Annotated in this window: 18 protein-coding genes; 7 read left to right on the top strand and 11 right to left on the bottom strand. The window is 70.9% G+C overall.

Going from position 1 to position 19017, the window contains the following annotated elements; translation table 11 throughout:
- Window positions 1–86: 86 nt before the first annotated feature.
- On the bottom strand, window positions 87–1445 hold the full coding sequence (locus A6R01_RS02915) for a CehA/McbA family metallohydrolase (RefSeq protein ID WP_292603368.1): 1359 nt from the start codon (window positions 1443–1445) through the stop codon (window positions 87–89).
- Window positions 1446–1554: 109 nt separating this feature from the next.
- Between A6R01_RS02915 and A6R01_RS02910 the strand changes: the two genes are divergently transcribed.
- Window positions 1555–2208, top strand: a complete 654-nt coding sequence (locus tag A6R01_RS02910) for a hypothetical protein (protein WP_292603366.1) — start codon at window positions 1555–1557, stop codon at window positions 2206–2208.
- A 22-nt stretch (window positions 2209–2230) separates the two neighbouring features.
- Here the strand turns inward: A6R01_RS02910 and A6R01_RS02905 are convergent, their stop codons facing one another.
- From A6R01_RS02905 to A6R01_RS02890, 4 genes are read right to left on the bottom strand one after another with little or no spacing between them, the layout of a single operon-like run.
- On the bottom strand, window positions 2231–3313 hold the full coding sequence (locus A6R01_RS02905) for a nitronate monooxygenase (RefSeq protein WP_292603364.1): 1083 nt from the start codon (window positions 3311–3313) through the stop codon (window positions 2231–2233).
- On the bottom strand, window positions 3310–4092 hold the full coding sequence (locus A6R01_RS02900) for a CoA-transferase subunit beta (protein WP_292603362.1): 783 nt from the start codon (window positions 4090–4092) through the stop codon (window positions 3310–3312). The genes A6R01_RS02905 and A6R01_RS02900 overlap by 4 nt, the downstream gene beginning before the upstream one ends.
- Window positions 4089–4976 carry a CoA transferase subunit A gene (locus tag A6R01_RS02895; RefSeq protein ID WP_292603360.1) on the bottom strand — a complete coding sequence of 296 codons (888 nt, stop codon included), beginning with the start codon at window positions 4974–4976 and terminating at the stop codon, window positions 4089–4091. The genes A6R01_RS02900 and A6R01_RS02895 overlap by 4 nt, the downstream gene beginning before the upstream one ends.
- On the bottom strand, window positions 4973–5728 hold the full coding sequence (locus A6R01_RS02890) for an enoyl-CoA hydratase family protein (RefSeq protein ID WP_292603358.1): 756 nt from the start codon (window positions 5726–5728) through the stop codon (window positions 4973–4975). The genes A6R01_RS02895 and A6R01_RS02890 overlap by 4 nt, the downstream gene beginning before the upstream one ends.
- Before the next feature lie 113 nt (window positions 5729–5841).
- Between A6R01_RS02890 and A6R01_RS02885 the strand changes: the two genes are divergently transcribed.
- Complete coding sequence (locus A6R01_RS02885) at window positions 5842–6585, top strand: SDR family oxidoreductase (protein WP_292603356.1); 744 nt, start codon at window positions 5842–5844, stop codon at window positions 6583–6585.
- Window positions 6586–6610: 25 nt separating this feature from the next.
- The gene (locus A6R01_RS02880) at window positions 6611–7492 is read left to right on the top strand and encodes an SDR family oxidoreductase (protein WP_292603354.1); all 882 of its coding nucleotides are present in this window, start codon (window positions 6611–6613) and stop codon (window positions 7490–7492) included.
- Between the two features lie 185 nt (window positions 7493–7677).
- Here the strand turns inward: A6R01_RS02880 and A6R01_RS02875 are convergent, their stop codons facing one another.
- Together A6R01_RS02875 and A6R01_RS02870 are read right to left on the bottom strand one after the other, a co-directional pair.
- The gene (locus tag A6R01_RS02875; protein WP_292603352.1) at window positions 7678–8613 is read right to left on the bottom strand and encodes a type IV toxin-antitoxin system AbiEi family antitoxin domain-containing protein; all 936 of its coding nucleotides are present in this window, start codon (window positions 8611–8613) and stop codon (window positions 7678–7680) included.
- Window positions 8614–8789: 176 nt separating this feature from the next.
- On the bottom strand, window positions 8790–9953 hold the full coding sequence (locus tag A6R01_RS02870) for a steroid 3-ketoacyl-CoA thiolase (RefSeq protein ID WP_292603350.1): 1164 nt from the start codon (window positions 9951–9953) through the stop codon (window positions 8790–8792).
- Between the two features lie 237 nt (window positions 9954–10190).
- On the opposite strand from A6R01_RS02870, the gene A6R01_RS02865 reads away from it, so the two are divergent.
- The 3 genes from A6R01_RS02865 to A6R01_RS02855 are packed head-to-tail and all read left to right on the top strand — an operon-like array spanning window position 10191 to window position 13991.
- Window positions 10191–11429: a cytochrome P450 gene (locus A6R01_RS02865; protein WP_292603348.1), complete on the top strand. Its 1239-nt coding sequence runs from the start codon at window positions 10191–10193 to the stop codon at window positions 11427–11429.
- A 44-nt stretch (window positions 11430–11473) separates the two neighbouring features.
- Entirely contained in the window at window positions 11474–12718 is a 1245-nt protein-coding gene (locus tag A6R01_RS02860) for a cytochrome P450 (RefSeq protein WP_292603346.1), read from the top strand.
- A 25-nt stretch (window positions 12719–12743) separates the two neighbouring features.
- On the top strand, window positions 12744–13991 hold the full coding sequence (locus A6R01_RS02855) for a SpoIID/LytB domain-containing protein (RefSeq protein WP_292603344.1): 1248 nt from the start codon (window positions 12744–12746) through the stop codon (window positions 13989–13991).
- Between the two features lie 18 nt (window positions 13992–14009).
- Here the strand turns inward: A6R01_RS02855 and map are convergent, their stop codons facing one another.
- Genes map through A6R01_RS02835 form a run of 4 tightly spaced genes read right to left on the bottom strand, consistent with a single transcriptional unit; the run spans window position 14010 to window position 17915 of the window.
- Window positions 14010–14777, bottom strand: coding sequence for a type I methionyl aminopeptidase (gene map / locus A6R01_RS02850; protein WP_292603342.1), 768 nt, complete (start codon window positions 14775–14777; stop codon window positions 14010–14012).
- 31 nt (window positions 14778–14808) lie between these two features.
- Entirely contained in the window at window positions 14809–15969 is a 1161-nt protein-coding gene (locus tag A6R01_RS02845; protein ID WP_292603340.1) for a thiolase domain-containing protein, read from the bottom strand.
- Window positions 15966–16925, bottom strand: a complete 960-nt coding sequence (locus A6R01_RS02840) for a thiolase domain-containing protein (protein ID WP_292603338.1) — start codon at window positions 16923–16925, stop codon at window positions 15966–15968. The genes A6R01_RS02845 and A6R01_RS02840 overlap by 4 nt, the downstream gene beginning before the upstream one ends.
- Window positions 16926–16952: 27 nt before the next feature.
- Complete coding sequence (locus tag A6R01_RS02835; RefSeq protein ID WP_292603336.1) at window positions 16953–17915, bottom strand: Zn-ribbon domain-containing OB-fold protein; 963 nt, start codon at window positions 17913–17915, stop codon at window positions 16953–16955.
- 58 nt (window positions 17916–17973) lie between these two features.
- Here A6R01_RS02835 and A6R01_RS02830 point away from each other — a divergent pair, with 58 nt between their 5' ends.
- A complete protein-coding gene (locus A6R01_RS02830) occupies window positions 17974–19017 on the top strand; it encodes an LLM class F420-dependent oxidoreductase (protein ID WP_292603334.1) in 1044 nt (347 codons plus the stop codon).

The following is a 19017-nucleotide window of genomic DNA, read 5'->3' as shown; positions in this document are numbered from 1 at the left end:
TCGCTGGCGCACGGCCGAGAGGTCGCTGGCGCACGGCCGAGAGGTCGCTGGCGCACGGTCGAGACGTCGCTCGCGCACGCGTGGGGTCAGCCGGCCTGCGGCTCCAGCCACCACGGGCTCGTGTAGGCGACGCCCAGGTCGTTGCACGGGTGCCCGTCGGGACCGGGGGAGGCATTGGGCTCGTCAGGGTCGGAGATTCGCACCAGCATCCAGTCGCCGTCCTCGACGTCGACCTTCACCCGGAAGTCGAGCACCGGTCCGACGTCGAACGGGACCACCTTGACGACCTCGGGGGCATCGACGCCCGGTCGCAGGACCTGGGCGTGCAACCTGCGACCTCGCCACGCCCGGTCACGAGCCAGGTCGAGGCGCACCCTCAGGACGTTGCGGTCCTTGGTGATCGGGATGGTCGAGCCCATCGGTCGTCTCCGTCCGTCCTTGAGCTCCGCGGTGGCGTCGAGTCGCAGGCCCGACGTTCGCGTGGCGAAGAAGCGGCGCCGCTTCATGGCCCGCTTCACCCCGCCTCGCGTGTGGTGGGTGACCCACAGGCCCGTGCGGCCCTTGCCCTCCGGGAAGCCCCAGTCGGTGCCGTGCTCGTCAGTGACGCCGGCGATCCCGGTGCGCCAGCCGACGTTGAGGCAGGCGCACAGCGGGCTGGACTTGCCGTCGGCCCAGCCTTCGAAGAGGTAGTCGTCGCCGCGGTTGAACATCTCCAGGCTGACGATCCGGTCACGCATCCGCTCGTCGTAGTGGAACTCCTGGAAGCGACCGGGCTCGCGGCCCGGGTGGTTGAAGCCGGCCAACCCGTCCGCACCCCCGTCGAGCACGAGACCGGGCTCGCGGGCCAACCAGTCCAGCAACGGCTGCATGACGCCTGCCTGGAGCACGTCAACGTAGTGCTCGGTGAACCACACGTTGACGTGGCCCAGCAGCGGCTCGGACCACTCGAAGCCGCGGATCGCGGTGAAGGCCCCGTCGGTGTTGGCCGCGTCGGCGTACGCCTTGGTCTGCGCCCAGTCGCCCTGGTGGATTCCAGCGAGCTGCTTGTACTCCGGCGGGAGCAGACCGGCGAGCACCTCGCCCAGGACGTTGTCGCTGATCGTGGCGTGGTCGGTCAGGGCCGCGACGTCGAGACCGGCCGCCCGCATCGAGTCGAAGGCGAGCGCCGGGTCCCCATCGCCGTCGGACATCAGGGTGTGGTTGTGCAGGTCGGCGTGCACCAGGTGCGTGCCGCGGGTGATTCGGCTCGTGCGCGACGCGCCTCGGCCGGGCGCTGCGTCACTCGAGAGCGCCGTGCCCGTCACAGCGCCCACCCCGCCGGCGGCCAGCAGCAGGCCGCCGCCCGCCTGCACGAAGGTACGTCGGCTCGTCGGGCCGGTCGGGACCCGCAGCGGCCGGGGCTCGCCGCCGTCGGCGTGGGAGTGGTGGTGTCCGTCGGTGCACATGGCCTGATCAACGCACCACTGCGACGTCCGTCGGCGACGGCTCGGTGAACGTCCGGCGACCGGTGGGCGGCGACTCGTGGGAGGGCCCGCGTGGGATAGGTTCGCGGACGTGATCGCCCTGCCTGCCCACGGCTTCGTGATGCTCTCGATGCCCAAGTGCGCGTCGACGACGCTGGTCACCAGTCTCAAGGGGCACGCCGAGATCCTGATGCGGGTCAACCCGAAGCTCAAGCACATGAACTGCCGCACCTTCACCAAGCGGATGGTGCCGGTGCTGGCGGGCGCGGGCTACCAGCGCAGCGACTACGAGCTGGTCACGCTCTACCGCGAGCCGGTGTCGTGGCTGGAGTCGTGGTGGCGCTACCGCCAGCGCCCGGCCCTGGCCGAGAGGAACGACGGCAAGTGGACCGGTGAGGTCTCCTTCGAGGAGTTCGTCGTCGCCCACATCGAGGGCCGCCCCGGCGCCATCAACGGCCGCCAGGCACGGTTCGTCTCCCTCGACGACACCCTGGCGATCGGGGTCGACCGGATCTTCGCGCTCGAGCGCCCCGACGCCTGGCAGGGCTACATCGACCGGCGGCTGGGCCGCGAGGTCGAGGTCGTCACCAAGAACTGGTCGACCTCGCAGGCCCTCCCCGAGCTCTCGCCCGACACCCGGTCACGCCTGACCGAGCACTACCGCGCCGAGTACGACATATGGCAGCACCTGCTCGACAACGACGGCGAGTGGGCGCCGCCGCAGGGGTACGTGCCGGGCGGCTGAGCCGCCCGGCCGACCAGCACCCTCAGACGACGTACGACGCCGCGCGACCCAGCTCCTGCGCGGCACCCGTGACCACGCGGTCGATGAGCTCCTCGCAGGTCGGCAGGTCGTCGATCATGCCGACGACCTGGCCGGAGGCGAGGACACCCGCCGAAGTGTCGCCCTCGACCAGACCGGCCTTGAGCATGGTCGGCGTGTTGGCGGCCAGCGCCATCTGCCCCAGCGTGCGACCCGAGGCCTTCTTCATGGCGCGGCCGTCCTTGGCCAGACCGAGCCACGACATGCCGGAGTCCTTCTTGAACTCCAGGGTCCGCCTGGCGGTGGGTGCGAGCCGGCGCAGGCGCGAGGTCTCCTCGACCTCCTCGACCAGCCCGGTGCGCAGCATCCGGTGCGGCATGCCGTCGACCTTGGCGGTGACGACCGTGTCGGTGAGGCCGCGCTCGAGGTAGAGCTGCTTCACGGCGTCCGGGACCGCGGAGTCCTGGGTCAGCAGGAAGCGGGTGCCCATGCCGACCGCGGCGGCGCCGTACGACAGCGCTGCCGCGAGGCCGCGGCCGTCGAAGAAGCCGCCCGCCGCGACGACGGGGATGTCGCTGCCGACGCTGGCGAGCGCGTCGAGGACCGACGGGAGCAGCAGGGTGGTCGGGACGGGGCCGGTGTGGCCGCCGCCCTCGCCGCCCTGGACCATCACCGCGTCGGCGCCCCAGCCGGCGACCTTGATCGCGTGCTTGGCCGCACCGATGGAGGGCATCACGACGATGCCGTGGTCCTTCAGGCGCGTGACCAGCTCCGGCTTGGGCTGCAGGGCGAAGGACGCGACCTTGACCCCGTGCTCGATGAGCAGCTCGACCCGCTGCGGAGCGTCGCTGGCGTCGGCGCGCAGGTTGACGCCGAAGGGGGCGTCGGTGCGGCCCTTGACCTCGACGATCGCCTTCTCGAGCTCCTCGTAGGACATCGTGGCGCTGGCCAGGATGCCCAGGCCGCCGGCGTTGGCGGTGCCGGAGACCAGACGGGCGCCGGAGACCCAGCCCATGCCGGTCTGCACGACGGGGTGCCGGACCCCGACCAGGTCGGTGAACGGCGTACGGATCTGCTGCTCGATCATCGCGGGGCCTCCGGTCGGGGGACCTCCTTGAAGCGCAGGCCCTTGGGGTCCAGCACCTCGCGGATGACCAGCAGCTCCTCGGTCGTGGGCACCCGGGTCACGGGCACGTCGGAGTCGGCGCCGTCGACGTGGATCTCGCAGCCGCTGGCCTCGCGCACCTGGTCGACGGTGACGCCGGGGTGCACCGAGAGCAGCCGCAACGTGCGTTCGGGGCCGTTGACGTCGAGGACGCCGAGGTTGGAGACGACGCGGTGGATGTCGTTGAAGCGGGCGGCGCCGGCCGCCGCCGCCCGCGAGGGTCCGACCCCCGAGACGATGTCGACGGCCTCGACGAAGACGCGGGGGGAGTGCCGGGGCACCCAGTACGACGTCCGGTTGTTGACCGTGTTGCCCGGCGCGCCCCGCGAGCCGAGCAGCTGGCGCTTGGGCTGGGCGAAGTCGCCGATGGCCGAGATGTTCTGGTTGCCGTGCCGGTCGATCTGGGTGGCACCCATCATCACGTGGCGCTTGCCGTAGGCGACGACGTCGAAGACCTTGCGGAAGGGGATCCAGCCCTCGACCTTGTCGGCCTTCGCGAACAGCGGCGGCACCCCGGCGAGGAACAACGCCTCGCCGTCGGAGATGACCAGGTCGGGGTTGGAGGTCAGCTTGGCCAGCCGGACCCCGAGCATCGGCAGCATGCCCATCGGGCTGGCGAAGATCTCGCCGTCGTCCTTGAACGCGTCGGCGATCGCGGCCGCGCAGACGTCGGCGGTGGTGATGTCGGTCGTCTCGCTCATGCCTGCTCCTCCTGGAACGCCGCGACGGCCGCCTGGTAGGCAGCCTCGTCACCGGTCAGGAACCGGTCGTGGAACGCCTGCCAGTCCTCCTCGGACCCGCCGGCGGCAGCGGCGTACGCCCGCTGGAACCTCTCGTCGCGCTCGTAGTCGGGCGTGCAGGTGGTGAAGTGTGCGCCGTTCGGCGTCTCGACGACGCCGCTGACCATCATCCGGTTGAGCAGCAGCCTCTGGACCGGGGTGTCGTGGCTCAGGCCGGCGGTGTCGACGACCTGCTCGCAGCTGACGTACGCGCGGTCGGCGGCCATGCAGAACAGGTCGTCGAAGTACGGGTCGGGGCCGAGGTACGTCGCGTTGCCGTGCTGGTCGGCGCGGTTCATGTGGACCAGGGCGACGTCGAGGCGCAGCGCAGGCACGGCGACGAGGGTCTCGTGGCCGAACCCCTCGTCGTACGGGCTCTCGATGGTCTTGATCCACGGGTTGTTGACCAGGACGTCGGAGCCCAGGCCGGCCCGCATCGGCAGGAACGGCAGGCGCTGGGCCGCGGCCTGGAGGCCGGTGTTGAACATCCCTTCGTCGAGCTCGACGACCTCGGGGATGGTGCCCTCCTGGCGGGCCTTCTGGAAGTTCGGCTCCAGGGGCACCGAGTCGAGGGAGACGAAGGCGTAGACCAGCTTGCGGACCTTGCCGGCGCGGGTGAGCAGGCCGACGTCGGCGCCGCCCCAGCTGACCAGGGTGAGGTCCTTGAGGTCCGAGCGGTAGATCGCGCGGACCAGGGCCATCGGCTTGCGCCGCGGACCCCAGCCGCCGATGCCGATGGTCATGCCGTCCTCGAGGGTGTCGACGACCTCGTCGATCGACATCCGCTTGTCGCGTGGGCCCTTCACTTCTTGCTCTTCTCCGTTCCTGCGAACTCGTCTCGCAGCTCGTCGGCCACCCCGGCGAGGTTCAGCTCGAAGGTGAACCCCTGCTCGAAGCGGTAGCTCTTGTTGACGTCGACCGGGTCGATCCCGTTGAGCGCCTCCTTGGCGGCGCGGATGACCCGGGTGTCCTTGCTCGCGATGTCGGTCGCGACCCGCAGCGCTGCGTCCATCAGCTCCTCGCGCGGCACGGTCTCGAGGACCGAGCCGAACTGCACGAGGTCGACGGCCTTGATGGTGCGGGCGGTGAAGTAGAGGGTCCGCAGCATGTGCGGGGGCACGAGCCGCGCCATGTGGGTGGCGGCGCCCAGGGCGCCCTGGTTGACCTCAGGGACGCCGAAGTAGGCGTCGTCGCTGGCCACGATGCAGTCGGCGTTGCCGACCAGGCCGACACCGCCGCCGACACAGAAGCCGTTGACCGCCGCGATGACCGGCACCGAGCACTCGTAGACCGCCTTGAACGCGGCGTAGCAGCCCTTGTTCGCGCCGATGAGCGCGTCGAAGCCGCTGGTGTGCTGCATCTCCTTGATGTCGACGCCCGCGTTGAAGCCGCGGCCCTCGGCGCGCAGGACCACGACCTTGGTGTCCATGTCGGCGCTGGCCTCGGCGAGCGCCGCAGCGACGTCGAACCAGCCCTGCACGGTGAGGGCGTTGACGGGAGGGTGCTCCATCGTCACGACGCGGATGCCGTCGTCGCGGAGCTCGGAGGTGATGGTCATGGGGCTCCTGCAGGTCGGTGGTCGAGCTTCTGGCTCTCGGCGGTCGAGCCGCTGGCTCTCGGCGGTCGAACCTGTCGAGGCCCAACCAAGCAAGTGCTTGGTAGGGTAGCAGCATGGCGCTCTCGCTGGACCTGACCGGGAAGGTCGTCCTCGTCACCGGAGGCACCCGCGGCATCGGCCGCGGGATCACGTCGGCGTTCCTGCAGGCGGGTGCTCACGTGGTGACCTGCTCGCGGTCGGAGGTCGAGCCGGTCCCCGGCAGCACGCACCGGGTCTGCGACGTGCGCGACGCCGAGGCGGTGACGGCCCTCGTCGACGAGGTCGTGGCCGAGCACGGTCGGCTCGACGTGCTGGTCAACAACGCCGGGGGAGCGCCGTCGACCGACGCGGCCACCGCGTCGCCGCGCTTCCACGACAAGATCCTCGCGCTCAACCTGAGTGCCCCGCTGGTCCTCGCGCAGGCCGCGAACCGGGTGATGCAGGAGCAGGGGAGCGGCGCGATCGTCAACATCTCCTCGATCTCCGCGCACCGCCCGGCGCCGACCATCGCCGCGTACGGCGCCGCGAAGGCCGGCCTGGACTCGCTCACGCGCTCGCTGGCGATGGAGTGGGGCCCGCGGGTGCGCGTCAACGCCATCGACGTCGGGCTCTGCCGCACCGAGCAGACCGACGACCACTACGGCGACGACGCCCGGGTCGCCGCGATCGAGGCCACCATCCCGCTGGGTCGGATGGCGACACCGACCGAGGTGGGCAACGTGGCCGTCTTCCTGGCCAGCGACCTGGCGTCGTACGTCTCCGGCGCGCGGGTCACTTGCGACGGCGGCGGCGAGCCGCCCGTCTTCCTGCACATCTGAACCACCGACATCCCAAGGAGTCCCTGTGTCCTCTCTCCTCGCCGGTCGCGTCGCGATCGTCACCGGTGCCGGTCGCGGCATCGGTCGCGCCCACGCCCTCGAGCTCGCCCGGCACGGCGCCGCGGTGGTCGTGAACGACTACGGCGTGTCGCTGGCCGGTGAGGACACCGGCGAGACGCCGGCCGAGTCGGTGGTCGCCGAGATCGAGGCGGCGGGCGGCCGGGCCGTGGTCAACACCGCCGACGTCGCCGACTGGGAGCAGGCGGCAGCGATGGTGCAGCAGGCCGTCGAGACGTTCGGCGGGTTGGACATCCTCGTCAACAACGCCGGCTTCGTGCGTGACCGGATGCTGGTCAACACCTCCGAGGAGGAGTGGGACGCGGTCATCCGGGTGCTGCTGAAGGGGCACTTCGCACCGCTGCGGCACGCCGGCTCCTACTGGCGCGACGAGTCCAAGGCCGGTCGTCCGCGGGCGGCGCGGGTCATCAACACCTCGTCCGGTGCCGGGCTGCAGGGCTCGGTCGGCCAGTCGGCGTACTCCGCTGCGAAGGCTGGCGTGGCCGGCCTGACCCTGGTGGCGGCGCAGGAGCTGGGTCGCTACGGCGTGACGGTCAACGGCATCGCGCCGGTCGCGAAGACCCGGATGACCGAGGGCGCGTTCGACACCTCCGCGATGGCGCTGCCCGAGGACAACTCGCCGATCGTCGCGTGGCTGGCTTCCGAGGACGCCGGCGACGTGACGGGCCGGATGATCGAGATCGACGGCTCCGTCATCACGCTGGAGAACGGCTGGTCGCACGGGGAGTCCCGCGACGCCGGTGGTCGATGGTCCGCCGCCGACGTCGGCCCCGCACTGCGCGAGATGATCGCCGCCGCTCCCGACCCGGAGCCTGTGTACGGGGCGTGAGCGGGGACGGCGGCGCGTGAGGTTCATCGGCTCCCCGATGAACCTCACGCTGCGCCGATGCAGGTGTGTCGGGGGTCCGTGAGATTGCTCCACGTACCTGTGTGAGCTTCGTCGGCGCGCCGATGAAGCTCACGGTGCACCCATGCAGGTGTGTTTGGGGCCCGTGAGCATGGCGATGACTGGTGTCAGGCGGCCGGTCGAGCCCATCGTGACTGCAGCCGGGCGACGAAGGAGTCCGGGTGCTCGAGGTCCCACCAGGTCATGCGGAGCACGGTCCAGCCCTCGTCGCGCATGCGGTCCTCTCGGAGCTTCTCGCGCACCACGGCTTGCTCGATGGTCTCCCCGGGCCTGCGGAGGCGGTGGTACTTCGTCATCCCGTCGAACTCGACGATGAGTCGCTGCCCGGGCCAGGCGAAGTCGACACGTCCGATGAATGCGCCCGTCTCGTCGCGGATCTCGAGCTGGAGGACGGGCGTCGCCAGACCGTGGTCCTGGAACAGCAGGCGCGCCCGCGACTCACCGACACTCTCACTGCCGACTTGGGACTGGTCCACCTTCAGGAGGACGTCGAGGTGGGCAGACCACTGCTGCCGCCTGCCCAAGGACAGAGCGAGCTCTGCCTTCGTCACCAGGCCCGTGTGCAGGAAGTGATCCAGGAGCGCCACGGCGGGGGAGCGGGGGAGCACCGCGGCTGCGTCAAGTGCGGTGCGGACTGGCGTGGTGATCCAGTGCTCGTCAAGCCGCCTCACGTCATGGACGTCGCAACGCCCTTGGTGGTGGTGCACCGACGCCTGACGTCGCTCACCGGCCGAGTACAGGTCGGTGAGGTGTACGTACTTGAGGGGGATGGCCCAGTCGGGTGCGCCGTACGCCATCGCCGCGCTGGTGTGCGAGAGGGCGACGTCGTCTCCGTACATCTGCAGCACTCCTCGTGCCAGCATCAGGTGCCGTTGAGGAGGTGGGGCCGCCTCCCAGCGCGTCGGGTCGACGTACACGCCGTGGCGAACCCTGAGCAGCGACCCTGCCCGCCGCAGCCTGAGGATGGCTTGGTCGTGGACCCCTGCGGCCACCAGGTCGCGGCGCAGCGTGACGCCGTGCTCGTCGAAGAGGTGCTCGATCATGCGCCCAGCATGGGAGCCGGCGCGGATCGCCGCAGCCGGTCATCCACAGGCGCCTGCGAGCGAGGCCTGCGAGGTGCGTCGGCGCCCCGCTGAACCTCACGCCGCACCGATGAAGCTGCGTCCGGCCTCCGTGAGGTTCATCGGGGCGCCGATCAACCTTCCAGCGCGGCGACCCCTCAGAGCCGCTCGATCACGGTCCCGGTCGCCATGGCACCACCGGCGCACATCGAGATCAGGGCGGTGGAGGCGTCGCGGCGCTCGAGCTCGTGCAGGGCGGTGGTGATGAGGCGGGTGCCGGTGGAGCCGACGGGGTGGCCGATGGCGATGGCGCCGCCGTTGACGTTGACCTTGTCCATGTCGACCTCGTGCTCGCCGGCCCACGAGAGCACGACCGAGGCGAAGGCCTCGTTGACCTCGAACAGGTCGAAGTCGGAGATCGACATGCCGGTGCGGTCGAGCACGCGGCGGGTGGCGTCGACCGGGCCGTCGAGGTGGAAGTACGGGTCGGAGCCGACCAGGCAGTGCGTGACGATCCGGGCGCGGGGCTTCAACCCCAGCGAGGCGGCGAGGTCGGAGTCCATCAGCAGCACCGCGGAAGCGCCGTCGGAGATCTGGGAGGAGGTGCCGGCGGTGTGCATGCCGTCGGGCAGCACCGTGCGCAGTCCCGACAGTCCCTCGAGCGTGGTGTCGCGCAGGCCCTGGTCGGTGTCCACCAAGCGGCGCTCGCCGGTGGGCTTGCCCTCCTCGTCGAGCACGGGGGCGTCGTACGCCGCGATCTCGCGCTTGAAGCGACCCTCGTCGACGGCGACGCGGGCCTTCTGCTGCGAGGCGAGCCCGAAGGCGTCGAGGTCCGCGCGGGTGATGCCCCGGTGCTTGGCGATCCGGTCGGCGGCCTCGAACTGGTTGGGCATGTCGATGGTCCAGTCGTCCGGACGCGGGTCGCCCATCCCCGGCGGCACGTTCGCCCCCAGCGGGATGCGCGACATGGCCTCGACGCCGCACGCGATGCCGACCGTGATGGTGCCGGCGGAGATCATGTCGGCGACCAGGTGCGTGGCCTGCTGGCCGGACCCGCACTGGGCGTCGATGGCGGTGCCGCCGGTGTGCTGGGGGAGCCCCGCGTGCAGCCACGCGCGTCGCACCATGTCGTTGGACTGCTCCCCGGCCTGGGTCACGCAACCGCCGACGACCTGCTCCACGAGCTCGGGGTCGACCCCGGCCCGCGACAGCACCTCGCGCTGCACGAACCCGAGCAGCTGGGCGGGGTGCACGCCGGCCAGCCAGCCCTTGCGCTTGCCGAGGGGGGTGCGGACGGCGTCGATGATCACTGGGGTACCCATGAGGCAAAACTAGAACACGTTCTCGTACGTCGACAAGGCCCGCCACCCCGTGGCAGTCGAGTGCCACCTCGGGTCGCACCGTTGCTGACCTACCGACGGTATGTAATGCTGCTCACTAGAACATGTTCCACCTGCCGTGCTCGACGCGACCGGGTGCGGACACCCCACGACCTGCACACGACCGCACGAGCCCAGCGCCCCACCACGGCGCGACCGCCACCACCAAGGGAGTCCCCAGTGACGATCGCCGACACCCCGCTCGCAGCCTTCGACCCGACCGATCCCGACGTGCTCGCCGAGCGGGTGCCGCACGAGGAGATGCTCGCCATGCGGCGTACGGCGCCGGTGTCGTTCGTGGCCCAGGACGAGGACGCGCGGGCCGGCTTCCCCGACCACCAGGGCTTCTGGGCGCTGAGCAAGCACGCCGACGTGGCCGCGGTGTCGAAGAACCAGACCGACTTCTCCACCCAGGCCAACGGCGTGATCATGCGCTTCGCCCCGGGCATGACCAAGGAGGAGCGGGAGCAGTCCGGCTTCCTGCTCATCAACCACGACGCCCCGGACCACACCAAGCTGCGCCAGATCGTGTCCCGGGCCTTCACCCCGCGCGCGATCAACGCCCTGCACGACGACCTCAAGGCCCGCGCCCAGAAGATCTGGGCCGACGCGGTGGAGTCCGGCAGCGGTGACTTCGTGGAGCAGGTGGCGGCCGAGCTGCCGCTCCAGGCGATCGCCGACCTGCTCGGGGTGCCGCAGGAGGACCGCGGCAAGCTGTTCGAGTGGTCGAACCAGATGATGTCCTACGACGACCCGACGGTCGAGGGTGACCAGATGGTCGCCTTCATGGAGATCCTCGCCTACTCGATGGCCCTGGCCGACGAGCGCCGCAAGAACCCCCAGGACGACATCGTCACCAAGCTGGTCACCGCCGACGTCGACGGTCGCGGCCTGACCGACGACGAGTTCGGCTTCTTCATGATCCTGCTGGCCGTCGCCGGCAACGAGACCACGCGCAACGCGATCACCTGGGGCATGCACGCGTTCGCCACCAACCCGGACCAGTGGGAGACCTTCGTCGCCCAGCGGCCGGCCACCGCGACCGACGAGATCATCCGCTGGGCGACCCCGGTGACCGCGTTCCAGCGCACCGCGCTGCGTGACGTCGAGGTCGGTGGCGTCACGATCCCCGAGGGCGAGCGGGTGGGGTTGCTCTACGCGAGCGCCAACTTCGACGAGGACGTCTTCACCGACCCGTTCACCTTCGACGTGCTCCGCGAGCACAACCCCCACCAGGCCTTCGGCGGCCACGGTGCGCACTACTGCATCGGCGCCAACCTCGCGCGCATGGAGGTCGACCTGATCTTCAACGCGATCGCTGACAGCGGCGTGCGCGTCGAGCTCCTCGGCGAGCCCGCGCGGCTGCGCAGCGGCTGGCTCAACGGGGTCAAGAGCCTGCCCGTCGCCTACCACCGCTGACACCCCACTCCCGTCCGTCCCGCCACGCCCACCCGAGGAGTTCCATGTCCGTCGCCGACGTCCTGCCCGAGGGCTTCACCGACTTCACCGACCCGTTCCTGCTCGAGCGCGGCATCCCGCACGAGTCCTTCCGGGCTGCCCGCCAGCAGTTCCCGGTCACCTGGGTCGAGCAGGCGCCGGGCTCGTACGACGGCATGTCGGTCGAGTCGGGGTCCGGCTACTTCGCGGTGACCCGGCACGCCGACGTCGCGGCGGTCTCGAAGAACTCCAAGGACTGGTCGACCGAGGAGAACGGGGCGATCATCCGCTTCTCCGAAGGCATGCAGCGCGAGCAGGTCGAGCTGCAGCGCACGATCCTGCTCAACCAGGACCCGCCGCACCACACCCAGCACCGCGCGATCGTCAGCCGAGGCTTCACGCCCCGCTCGATCGCCGAGCTGGAGGAGACGATGGAATCCCGCTCGCGTCAGATCGTCTCGGACGCGGTGAAGCAGGGCAGCGGCAACTTCGTGGAGCAGGTGGCCGCCGAGCTGCCGCTGCAGGCGATCGCCGACCTCATCGGGGTCCCGCAGGAGGATCGGCACAAGATCTTCGACTGGTCCAACCAGATGCTGGCCTCCGACGACCCCGACATCCAGGGGGAGCCGGACGTCGCGGCCGCCGAGATCCTGGCCTACGCGATGATGATGGCCGCGGACCGCAAGGCCAACCCGCGCGACGACATCGTCACCAAGCTCGTCAACGCGCACATGGGCGACCGCGGCCTGACCGACGACGAGTTCGGCTTCTTCGTGATCCTGCTGGCGGTCGCCGGCAACGAGACCACGCGCAACGCCATCACCCACGGGATGAACGCCTTCTTCGAGAACCCCGACCAGTGGGAGCTGTGGAAGTCCGAGCGTCCGGACACCATGGTCGACGAGGTCGTGCGTTGGGCCAGCCCCATCAGCGTCTTCCAGCGCACCGCGCTTAACGACACCGAGGTCGGTGGGGTGCCGGTCGCCAAGGGCCAGCGCGTGGGCCTGTTCTACGCCAGCGCGAACTTCGACGAGGACGTCTTCACCGACCCGTTCCGGTTCGACATCACCCGTGACCCCAACCCGCAGCTCGGGTTCGGCGGCCACGGCGCGCACTACTGCCTCGGCGCCAACCTGGCGCGGCAGGAGATCCGGCTGATCTTCCACGCGCTCGCCGACCTCGCCCCCGACATCAGCCGCCTGGCCGAGCCCTCCCGGCTGCGCCACGCCTGGGTCAACGGCATCAAGGACCTCCAGGTCTCCTACACCTGAGCAACTCGCTGCCGATGGGAGAGGGGTGACCCGCTCCTCTCGGCTTCTCGTGGCGCTCGCGCTCCTCGCCGGCACTCCCTGGCCGGCGCAAGCGGTGCCACGGGGCGACGAGGCCGTCCTGGAGCAGGTGCCTGCCCGTGAGCGGGACCGCACCGACCTGGTGCCGGTCCCGCAGCGGGCCTGGGTCGTGCTGCGCGGCCACGGCTGGGGCCACGGCCACGGGATGAGCCAGTACGGCGCCGGCGGAGCCGCCGAGGCCGGACTCACCTGGCGCGAGATCCTCGACTTCTACTACCCCGGCACCGACACAGGCCACGCCGACGGTGAGATGCGGGTCCTCGTCACCGCCGACACCACGCCCGACCTCGTCGTGCGGCACCAGTCCGGCCTGACGCTGCTCGACGGCGCCGGGGGAGCCGCAGCGCTGCCCGCCGGCGTGACCGACCAGTGGCGGATCACGCCGACGGCGACGGGTACGGTCCTCCAGCGTCGTACGACGCAGGGCGGCGCGGTCCGCTGGCGCAAGGACCGCGCGGTGGGCGCGGGGGCGGGGTTCACCGCCGGCGGCGCTCCGGTGATGCTGGTGACCCCGTCCGGCGAGGTCAGCTACCGGGGGCGACTGGTCTCGGTGCCCGGCTCCGACGGGCGCGACACCGTCAACGTGCTGGGGCTCGAGGACTACGTCCGCGGTGTCGTCACCCGCGAGATGCCCGCGTCCTGGCCCGCCCAGGCCGTCGCCGCCCAGGCGGTGGCTGCCCGCACCTACGCCGTCCGGTCCCGGGCCGGTGCGGCCGGTCGCACCTACGACGTCTGCGACACCACCGCCTGCCAGGTGTACGGCGGAGCAGCCGGTGAGTCCGCGGCCGGGTCGGCGGCGGTGTCGGCCACCGCGGGGACGATCCTGACCTGGCAGGGCGCTCCGGCGCTCACGATGTACTCCTCCAGCAACGGCGGCCGCGCGCTCGGCGTGGACGGCATCCCCTACCTGGTCGACCAGCGCGACCCGCACGACGACTGGGCGCCGAACCCGAACCACACCTGGATGCGGCGGATCGCCGACGACACCCTCGAGGCCCGGTGGCCCGTCGTGGGCGAGCTCACCGGCATCCGCGTGCTCTCCCGCGAGGGCGGGGGCGAGTGGGGTGGCCGCGCCCTCGCCGTCCGGCTCGTCGGGACCGCCGGAGCGGTCACCGTACCCGCCTCGGAGCTGAAGGCGGCGCTGGGCCTCAAGGAGCGGTGGTTCACCCTCGTCGGCGCGCGCCGACGCTGGTGACCGGTCGGCGGAGCCGGTTCAGTCGCGCGCGGTCAGGACGAGCGGCCCGTCCTCGGTGATGGCGACGGTGTGCTCCATGTGCGCGCCGCGGGAGCCGTCGGCGCTGCGCAGGGTCCACCCGTCGGCATCGGTGTAGATCTCGTCGGTGGTGTGCAGGAACCACGGCTCGATCGCGATGACCAGGCCGGGCTGCAGCTTGAAGCCGCGACCGGCGCGGCCGTCGTTGGGGATGTGCGGGTCGCCGTGCATGGTGCGCCCGACCCCGTGCCCGCCGAACTGGGTGTTGATCGACAGCCCGGCCTCACGGGCGACGCCGGCGATCGCGGCGGAGATGTCACCGATCCGGTTGCCGGGGCGGGCTTGCGCGATGCCGGCCTCGAGCGCCCGCGTGGTGACCTCGATGAGCCGCAGGTCCTCCTCGCGCGGGGTTCCCACAACCACCGACAGGGCGGAGTCCGACACCCAGCCGTCGACCGAGGCCGCGAAGTCGACCGAGAGCAGGTCGCCGTCGGCGAGCACGTAGTCGTGGGGCAGACCGTGCAGCACGGCGTCGTTGACCGACGTGCACAGCACCTTGCCGAACGGCGAGGCCCCGAAGGAGGGGTGGTAGTCGATGTAGCAGGACTCCGCGCCGGCCTCGCGGATCATGTCGTGGGCCAGCGCGTCGAGCTCGAGCAGGTTGACCCCCGGGGCGGCCTTCTCAGCCAGCGCGGTGAGCACCGAGGCCACGAACCGCCCCGCGGGGCGCATCTGCTCGATCTGGGCCGGCGTCCTGAGCTCGATCATGACGCCGACCCTACCGAGGAGGGACGCGACCTCAGTTGCTCGGCTTCTCCGAGCCCACGACCCACATGGCGAAGAACTGTGAGCCACCGCCGTAGGCGTGCCCGAGAGCCCGTCGGGCCCCGTCGACCTGGTGCTCGCCGGCCGCACCGCGCACCTGCAGGGCCGCCTCGCCGAAGCGCAGCATCCCCGAGGCGCCGATCGGGTTCGAGGACATGACGCCACCGGAGCAGTTGACCGGGATCCTGCCGTCCATGGCCGTCGCGCCGGACTCGGTGAGCCTCCACCCGGCGTACTCCTCGGCGAAGCCCAGCGACTCCAGCCACATCGGCTCGAACCACGAGAACGGCACGTAGATCTCGGCGGCGTCGATCTCGTCGATGGGTGAGGTGATGCCGGCCTGCTTCCACAGGGCGGCCGCGGCGTCGCGCGAGGCCTGCGGGTTGACCTGGTCGCGCTCGGCGGCCGTGGTGGCCTCCGAGCGCATGACGGTGCCGTGGATCCACGCCGGGTTGGCCGACGACCTCGCGGTGTCCTCGTCGACGATCACCAGGGCGCACGCGCCGTCGGAGGAGGGGCAGGTCTCGTCGTAGCGGATTGGGTCCCACAGCATCTGCGAGGCCAGCACCTGCTCGACGGTCTTCTCCTCGCGCAGGTGGGCGTAGGGGTTCTTCAGCGCGTTGGTGCGGTCCTTCGCGGCCACGATCGCGCCCACGTGGGTGGGGGCCTCGGAGCGGCGGATGTAGGAGCGCACGTGCGGGGCGAAGTAGCCGCCCGCGCCGGCGTGGACGGGCATGTTGAACGGCACGGGCACCGACAGCGCCCACATCGCGTTGGACTCCGACTGCTTCTCGTAGGCCACGGTCAGGACGCGCTTGTGCACGCCGGCCTGGACGAGGGAGGAGGCAACGATCGCGGTCGAGCCACCCACCGAGCCGGCGGTGTGGACGCGCAGCAGCGGCTTGCCGGCCGCGCCGAGCGCCTCGGCGAGGAACAGCTCCGGCATCATCACGCCCTCGAACAGGTCCGGCGCCTTGCCGACGACGATCGCGTCGATGTCGTCGAGGGTCATGTCCGCGTCGAGCAGCGCCCGGTCGATGGCCTCGCGGCACAGACCGGCCATCGAGACGTCCTTGCGCTGGGCGCGGTGGTGGGTCTGGCCGACGCCGATCACCGCGGCGGGCTGCTTGCTCATCGGTTACCTCCGGTGGTCGAGCCCGTCGAGACCTCGAGGGTGCACATGAAGTTCTGCTGCAGCGCCGGGCCGCTGGTCGCGTGGGCGAGCGCCTTGTCGGACTCCCCGGCCCAGATGCGGCGCGCGGCCTCGCCGACGCGGATGCCGCCGGCGGAGAACATCGGGTTGCTCGCCAGCGCCCCGCCCGAGGGGTTGATGGTCACGTCGTCGGCCAGGCCGGCCTCCCGACGCAGCACCAGCTCCTGGTGGCTCGTCGACAGGCCGGTGAGCCACGCCGGTCGGTCGCACACCTCGCGGGCCCGGTCGCCGGCGGCCAGCACGATCGCAGCGGCACCGTCGGTCACCGGGGCGCAGTCGTGCTTGCGCAGCGGGTCGGCGTACATCGGGCGCGCCAGCAGCTCCTCGACCGAGGAACCGCCCTTGCGTAGCGCCCAGTCGTTCTTCTCGGCGTCGGTGAGCGAGCGGTTCACGACCTCGGCCATGGCGCGCTCGTCCCACAGGCCGGCGTCCATGCCGGCGCGGGCCTGCAGGCCGGCCAACGACACGGTGTCGGGCCACAGCGGGGTCATCGTGTAGGGCTCGAGCTGCAGCGACAGCGTGCGGCGCAGCACGCCGGCCGAGGACTTGCCGAAGGCGTAGACCAGCGCGGTGTCGACCTCGCCGGTCTGGATCTTGATCCAGGCCTCGTACATCGCCCAGGCCAGGTCCATCTCGACGTGCGACTCGTTGACCGGCGGGATGACGCCGATCGCGTCGACGGCCTGCACGAAGGAGAAGGAGCGGCCGGCCAGGTAGTCGGAGGACCCCGAGCACCAGAAGCCCACGTCCTTGCGGGTCCAGCCGGTCTGCTCGTAGCACTCCTTGAACAGGGGGACGAGCAGCTCCACGCACGTGGGCGACCCGTCGAAGTCCCTCATCTGTCGCTGGGCGAACCCGACGACGGCGACGTCTCTCATGTGATCTCTTCCCGTCTCTTCCGCCGCTTACAGGTGCTGCTTGTAGGTCTCGAAGTCCGCGTCCGGCTCACCGGTCGGCGCGAAGTGGCTGATGTTCTCGATCGTGGTGCCCCACTCGTCCTCGGGCTTCCACACCGCCTTGACCCGCATGCCCATCCGCACCTCGTCGGCGGGGCAGTCGAGGATCAGGTGCAGGACGGCGATGTCCGCGCCGTCGAGGAGGATGTACGCCGAGACGTACGGCGGGGTGATCCGCTGGCCGAGGAACGGCACGTTGACGATGCAGAAGGTCGTCACGGTGCCGGTGTGGGACAGCTCGACCTCCTCCGCGGTGGGGGTGCCGTCCGAGGGGCACGCCGCGCGCGGCGGGATGTAGACCTTGTTGCACGTGGGGCAGCGCTGGCCGACGATCCGGCCCTGCTCCAGGCCGCGGTAGAACGCGGACTCCTCGGGGCTGGCGGCGTAGGTGTAGTCCAGGCTGACCGGCACGACGATCCCGGTGACGGGATCGACCGCACCGCTCGGCGCCACCACCGGGGCGGCCTCCTCGCCGGCGGGCAGCGGCTCGAGACATGCGATGTCGGTGATGGCTCCGACCCGCTCCTCGGCCCACCGCACCCGCACCCGCATGCCGGTGGACACCTCGTCGGGGGACGAGACGTCCAGCGCGTGGAGGAAGGGCTTCGTCGCACCGTCGAAGGTCACCAGGACGTAGGCGAAGGGACGGTCGAAGGGCTGGTGCTTGACCGGCTCGGGCACCCACGTCCAGGACGTGACCGTCCCGACGGGGGAGACCTCGACGAAGTCCTCGAGCGCCTGGTGCGTCACCGGGTCGTACTCCGGGGGCGGCACGACGACCTGCCCGTCGGAGGTGCGGCCGGCGACGACGACGCCGTCGCGGAGACCGGTGAGGAACCGGCCGAGCACAGGACCGGTGGAGCGGGTGTAGTCGAAGGCGACCGTCACCGGCGCCGACAGGGTGCGGGACATGCCTCAAAACTAGAACGTGTTCTATGCCGATGGCAACTGTTCTGGCAGGGTGTCCCTCATGAAACTGGGACTTCAGCTGGGTTACTGGCAGGCGCAGATGCCGACGCACCACGGCGACCTCGTGCAGGCCGCCGACGAGTCCGGCTTCGACGCGATCTTCACCGCCGAGGCCTGGGGCTCCGACGCGTTCACGCCGCTGGCCTGGTGGGGTCGGGAGACGAGCAACGTGCGTCTCGGCACCTCGATCGTGCAGATGTCGGGCCGCACCCCCACCTCCATCGCCATGCACGCGCTGACCCTCGACCACCTCTCCGGCGGCCGGCTCGTGCTCGGCATGGGCGTGAGCGGCCCCCAGGTCGTGGAGGGCTGGTACGGCCAGCCGTTCAAGAAGCCGCTGGCCCGCACCCGCGAGGTCGTCGACATCATCCGCCAGGTGCTGCGCCGCGAGGGCCCGGTCACCAACGACGGCCCGCACTACCCGCTGCCCTACACCGGCGAGGGTGCGATGGGCCTGGGCAAGCCGCTCAAGCCCATCACGCACCCGCTGCGCGCCGACGTCCCGATCTGGCTCGGCGCCGAGGGCCCCAAGAACGTCGCGCAGACCGCCGAGATCGCCGACGGGTGGATCCCGATCTTCTACACGCCCAGGTCGGCGGGGATGTACCAGGACTGGCTCGACGAGGGCTTCGCCCGTCCCGGCGCCCGGCGCACCCGCGAGACCTTCGAGATTGCGGCGACCTGCCACCTGCAGATCGTGAAGGACGAGGCCGAGAAGCGCGCCGCGCTCGACGCGATGAAGCCCTTCGCCGCGCTCTACATGGGCGGCATGGGCGCCCAGGAGATGAACTTCCACAACCAGGTCTTCGTGCGGATGGGCTACGAGCAGCTCGCCGAGGAGGTGCAGAAGCTCTTCCTCTCCGGGGAGAAGGAGCGCGCCACCGCACTCATCCCCGACGAGCTGGTCGAGGACATGCACATCATCGGGACCGAGGGCGAGGTCAAGGAGAAGGTCGCGGAGTGGGAGTCCACCGGCGTCACCACGCTCATGGTGAGCCTGCACTCGCCCGACGAGGTCCGCCGGGTCGCCGAGCTGCTGGCCTGA

It is taken from the genome of Nocardioides sp. REDSEA-S30_B4 (genome assembly GCF_001627265.1).
Lineage (GTDB): Bacteria > Actinomycetota > Actinomycetes > Propionibacteriales > Nocardioidaceae > Nocardioides.
Note: the sequence above shows the minus strand (reverse complement) of the source record. Positions and strands in the feature narration are given on the sequence as shown.

Excerpts from the sequence above, each read along its gene's own strand:
- A6R01_RS02915 (WP_292603368.1), bottom strand. The coding sequence starts at position 1,445 with ATGTGCACCGACGGACACCACCACTCCCACGCCGACGGCGGCGAGCCC.
- A6R01_RS02905 (WP_292603364.1), bottom strand. The coding sequence starts at position 3,313 with ATGATCGAGCAGCAGATCCGTACGCCGTTCACCGACCTGGTCGGGGTC.
- A6R01_RS02900 (WP_292603362.1), bottom strand. The coding sequence starts at position 4,092 with ATGAGCGAGACGACCGACATCACCACCGCCGACGTCTGCGCGGCCGCG.
- A6R01_RS02890 (WP_292603358.1), bottom strand. The coding sequence starts at position 5,728 with ATGACCATCACCTCCGAGCTCCGCGACGACGGCATCCGCGTCGTGACG.
- A6R01_RS02885 (WP_292603356.1), top strand. The coding sequence starts at position 5,842 with ATGGCGCTCTCGCTGGACCTGACCGGGAAGGTCGTCCTCGTCACCGGA.
- A6R01_RS02875 (WP_292603352.1), bottom strand. The coding sequence starts at position 8,613 with ATGATCGAGCACCTCTTCGACGAGCACGGCGTCACGCTGCGCCGCGAC.
- A6R01_RS02870 (WP_292603350.1), bottom strand. The coding sequence starts at position 9,953 with ATGGGTACCCCAGTGATCATCGACGCCGTCCGCACCCCCCTCGGCAAG.
- A6R01_RS02860 (WP_292603346.1), top strand. The coding sequence starts at position 11,474 with ATGTCCGTCGCCGACGTCCTGCCCGAGGGCTTCACCGACTTCACCGAC.
- map (WP_292603342.1), bottom strand. The coding sequence starts at position 14,777 with ATGATCGAGCTCAGGACGCCGGCCCAGATCGAGCAGATGCGCCCCGCG.
- A6R01_RS02845 (WP_292603340.1), bottom strand. The coding sequence starts at position 15,969 with ATGAGCAAGCAGCCCGCCGCGGTGATCGGCGTCGGCCAGACCCACCAC.
- A6R01_RS02840 (WP_292603338.1), bottom strand. The coding sequence starts at position 16,925 with ATGAGAGACGTCGCCGTCGTCGGGTTCGCCCAGCGACAGATGAGGGAC.
- A6R01_RS02835 (WP_292603336.1), bottom strand. The coding sequence starts at position 17,915 with ATGTCCCGCACCCTGTCGGCGCCGGTGACGGTCGCCTTCGACTACACC.
- A6R01_RS02830 (WP_292603334.1), top strand. The coding sequence starts at position 17,974 with ATGAAACTGGGACTTCAGCTGGGTTACTGGCAGGCGCAGATGCCGACG.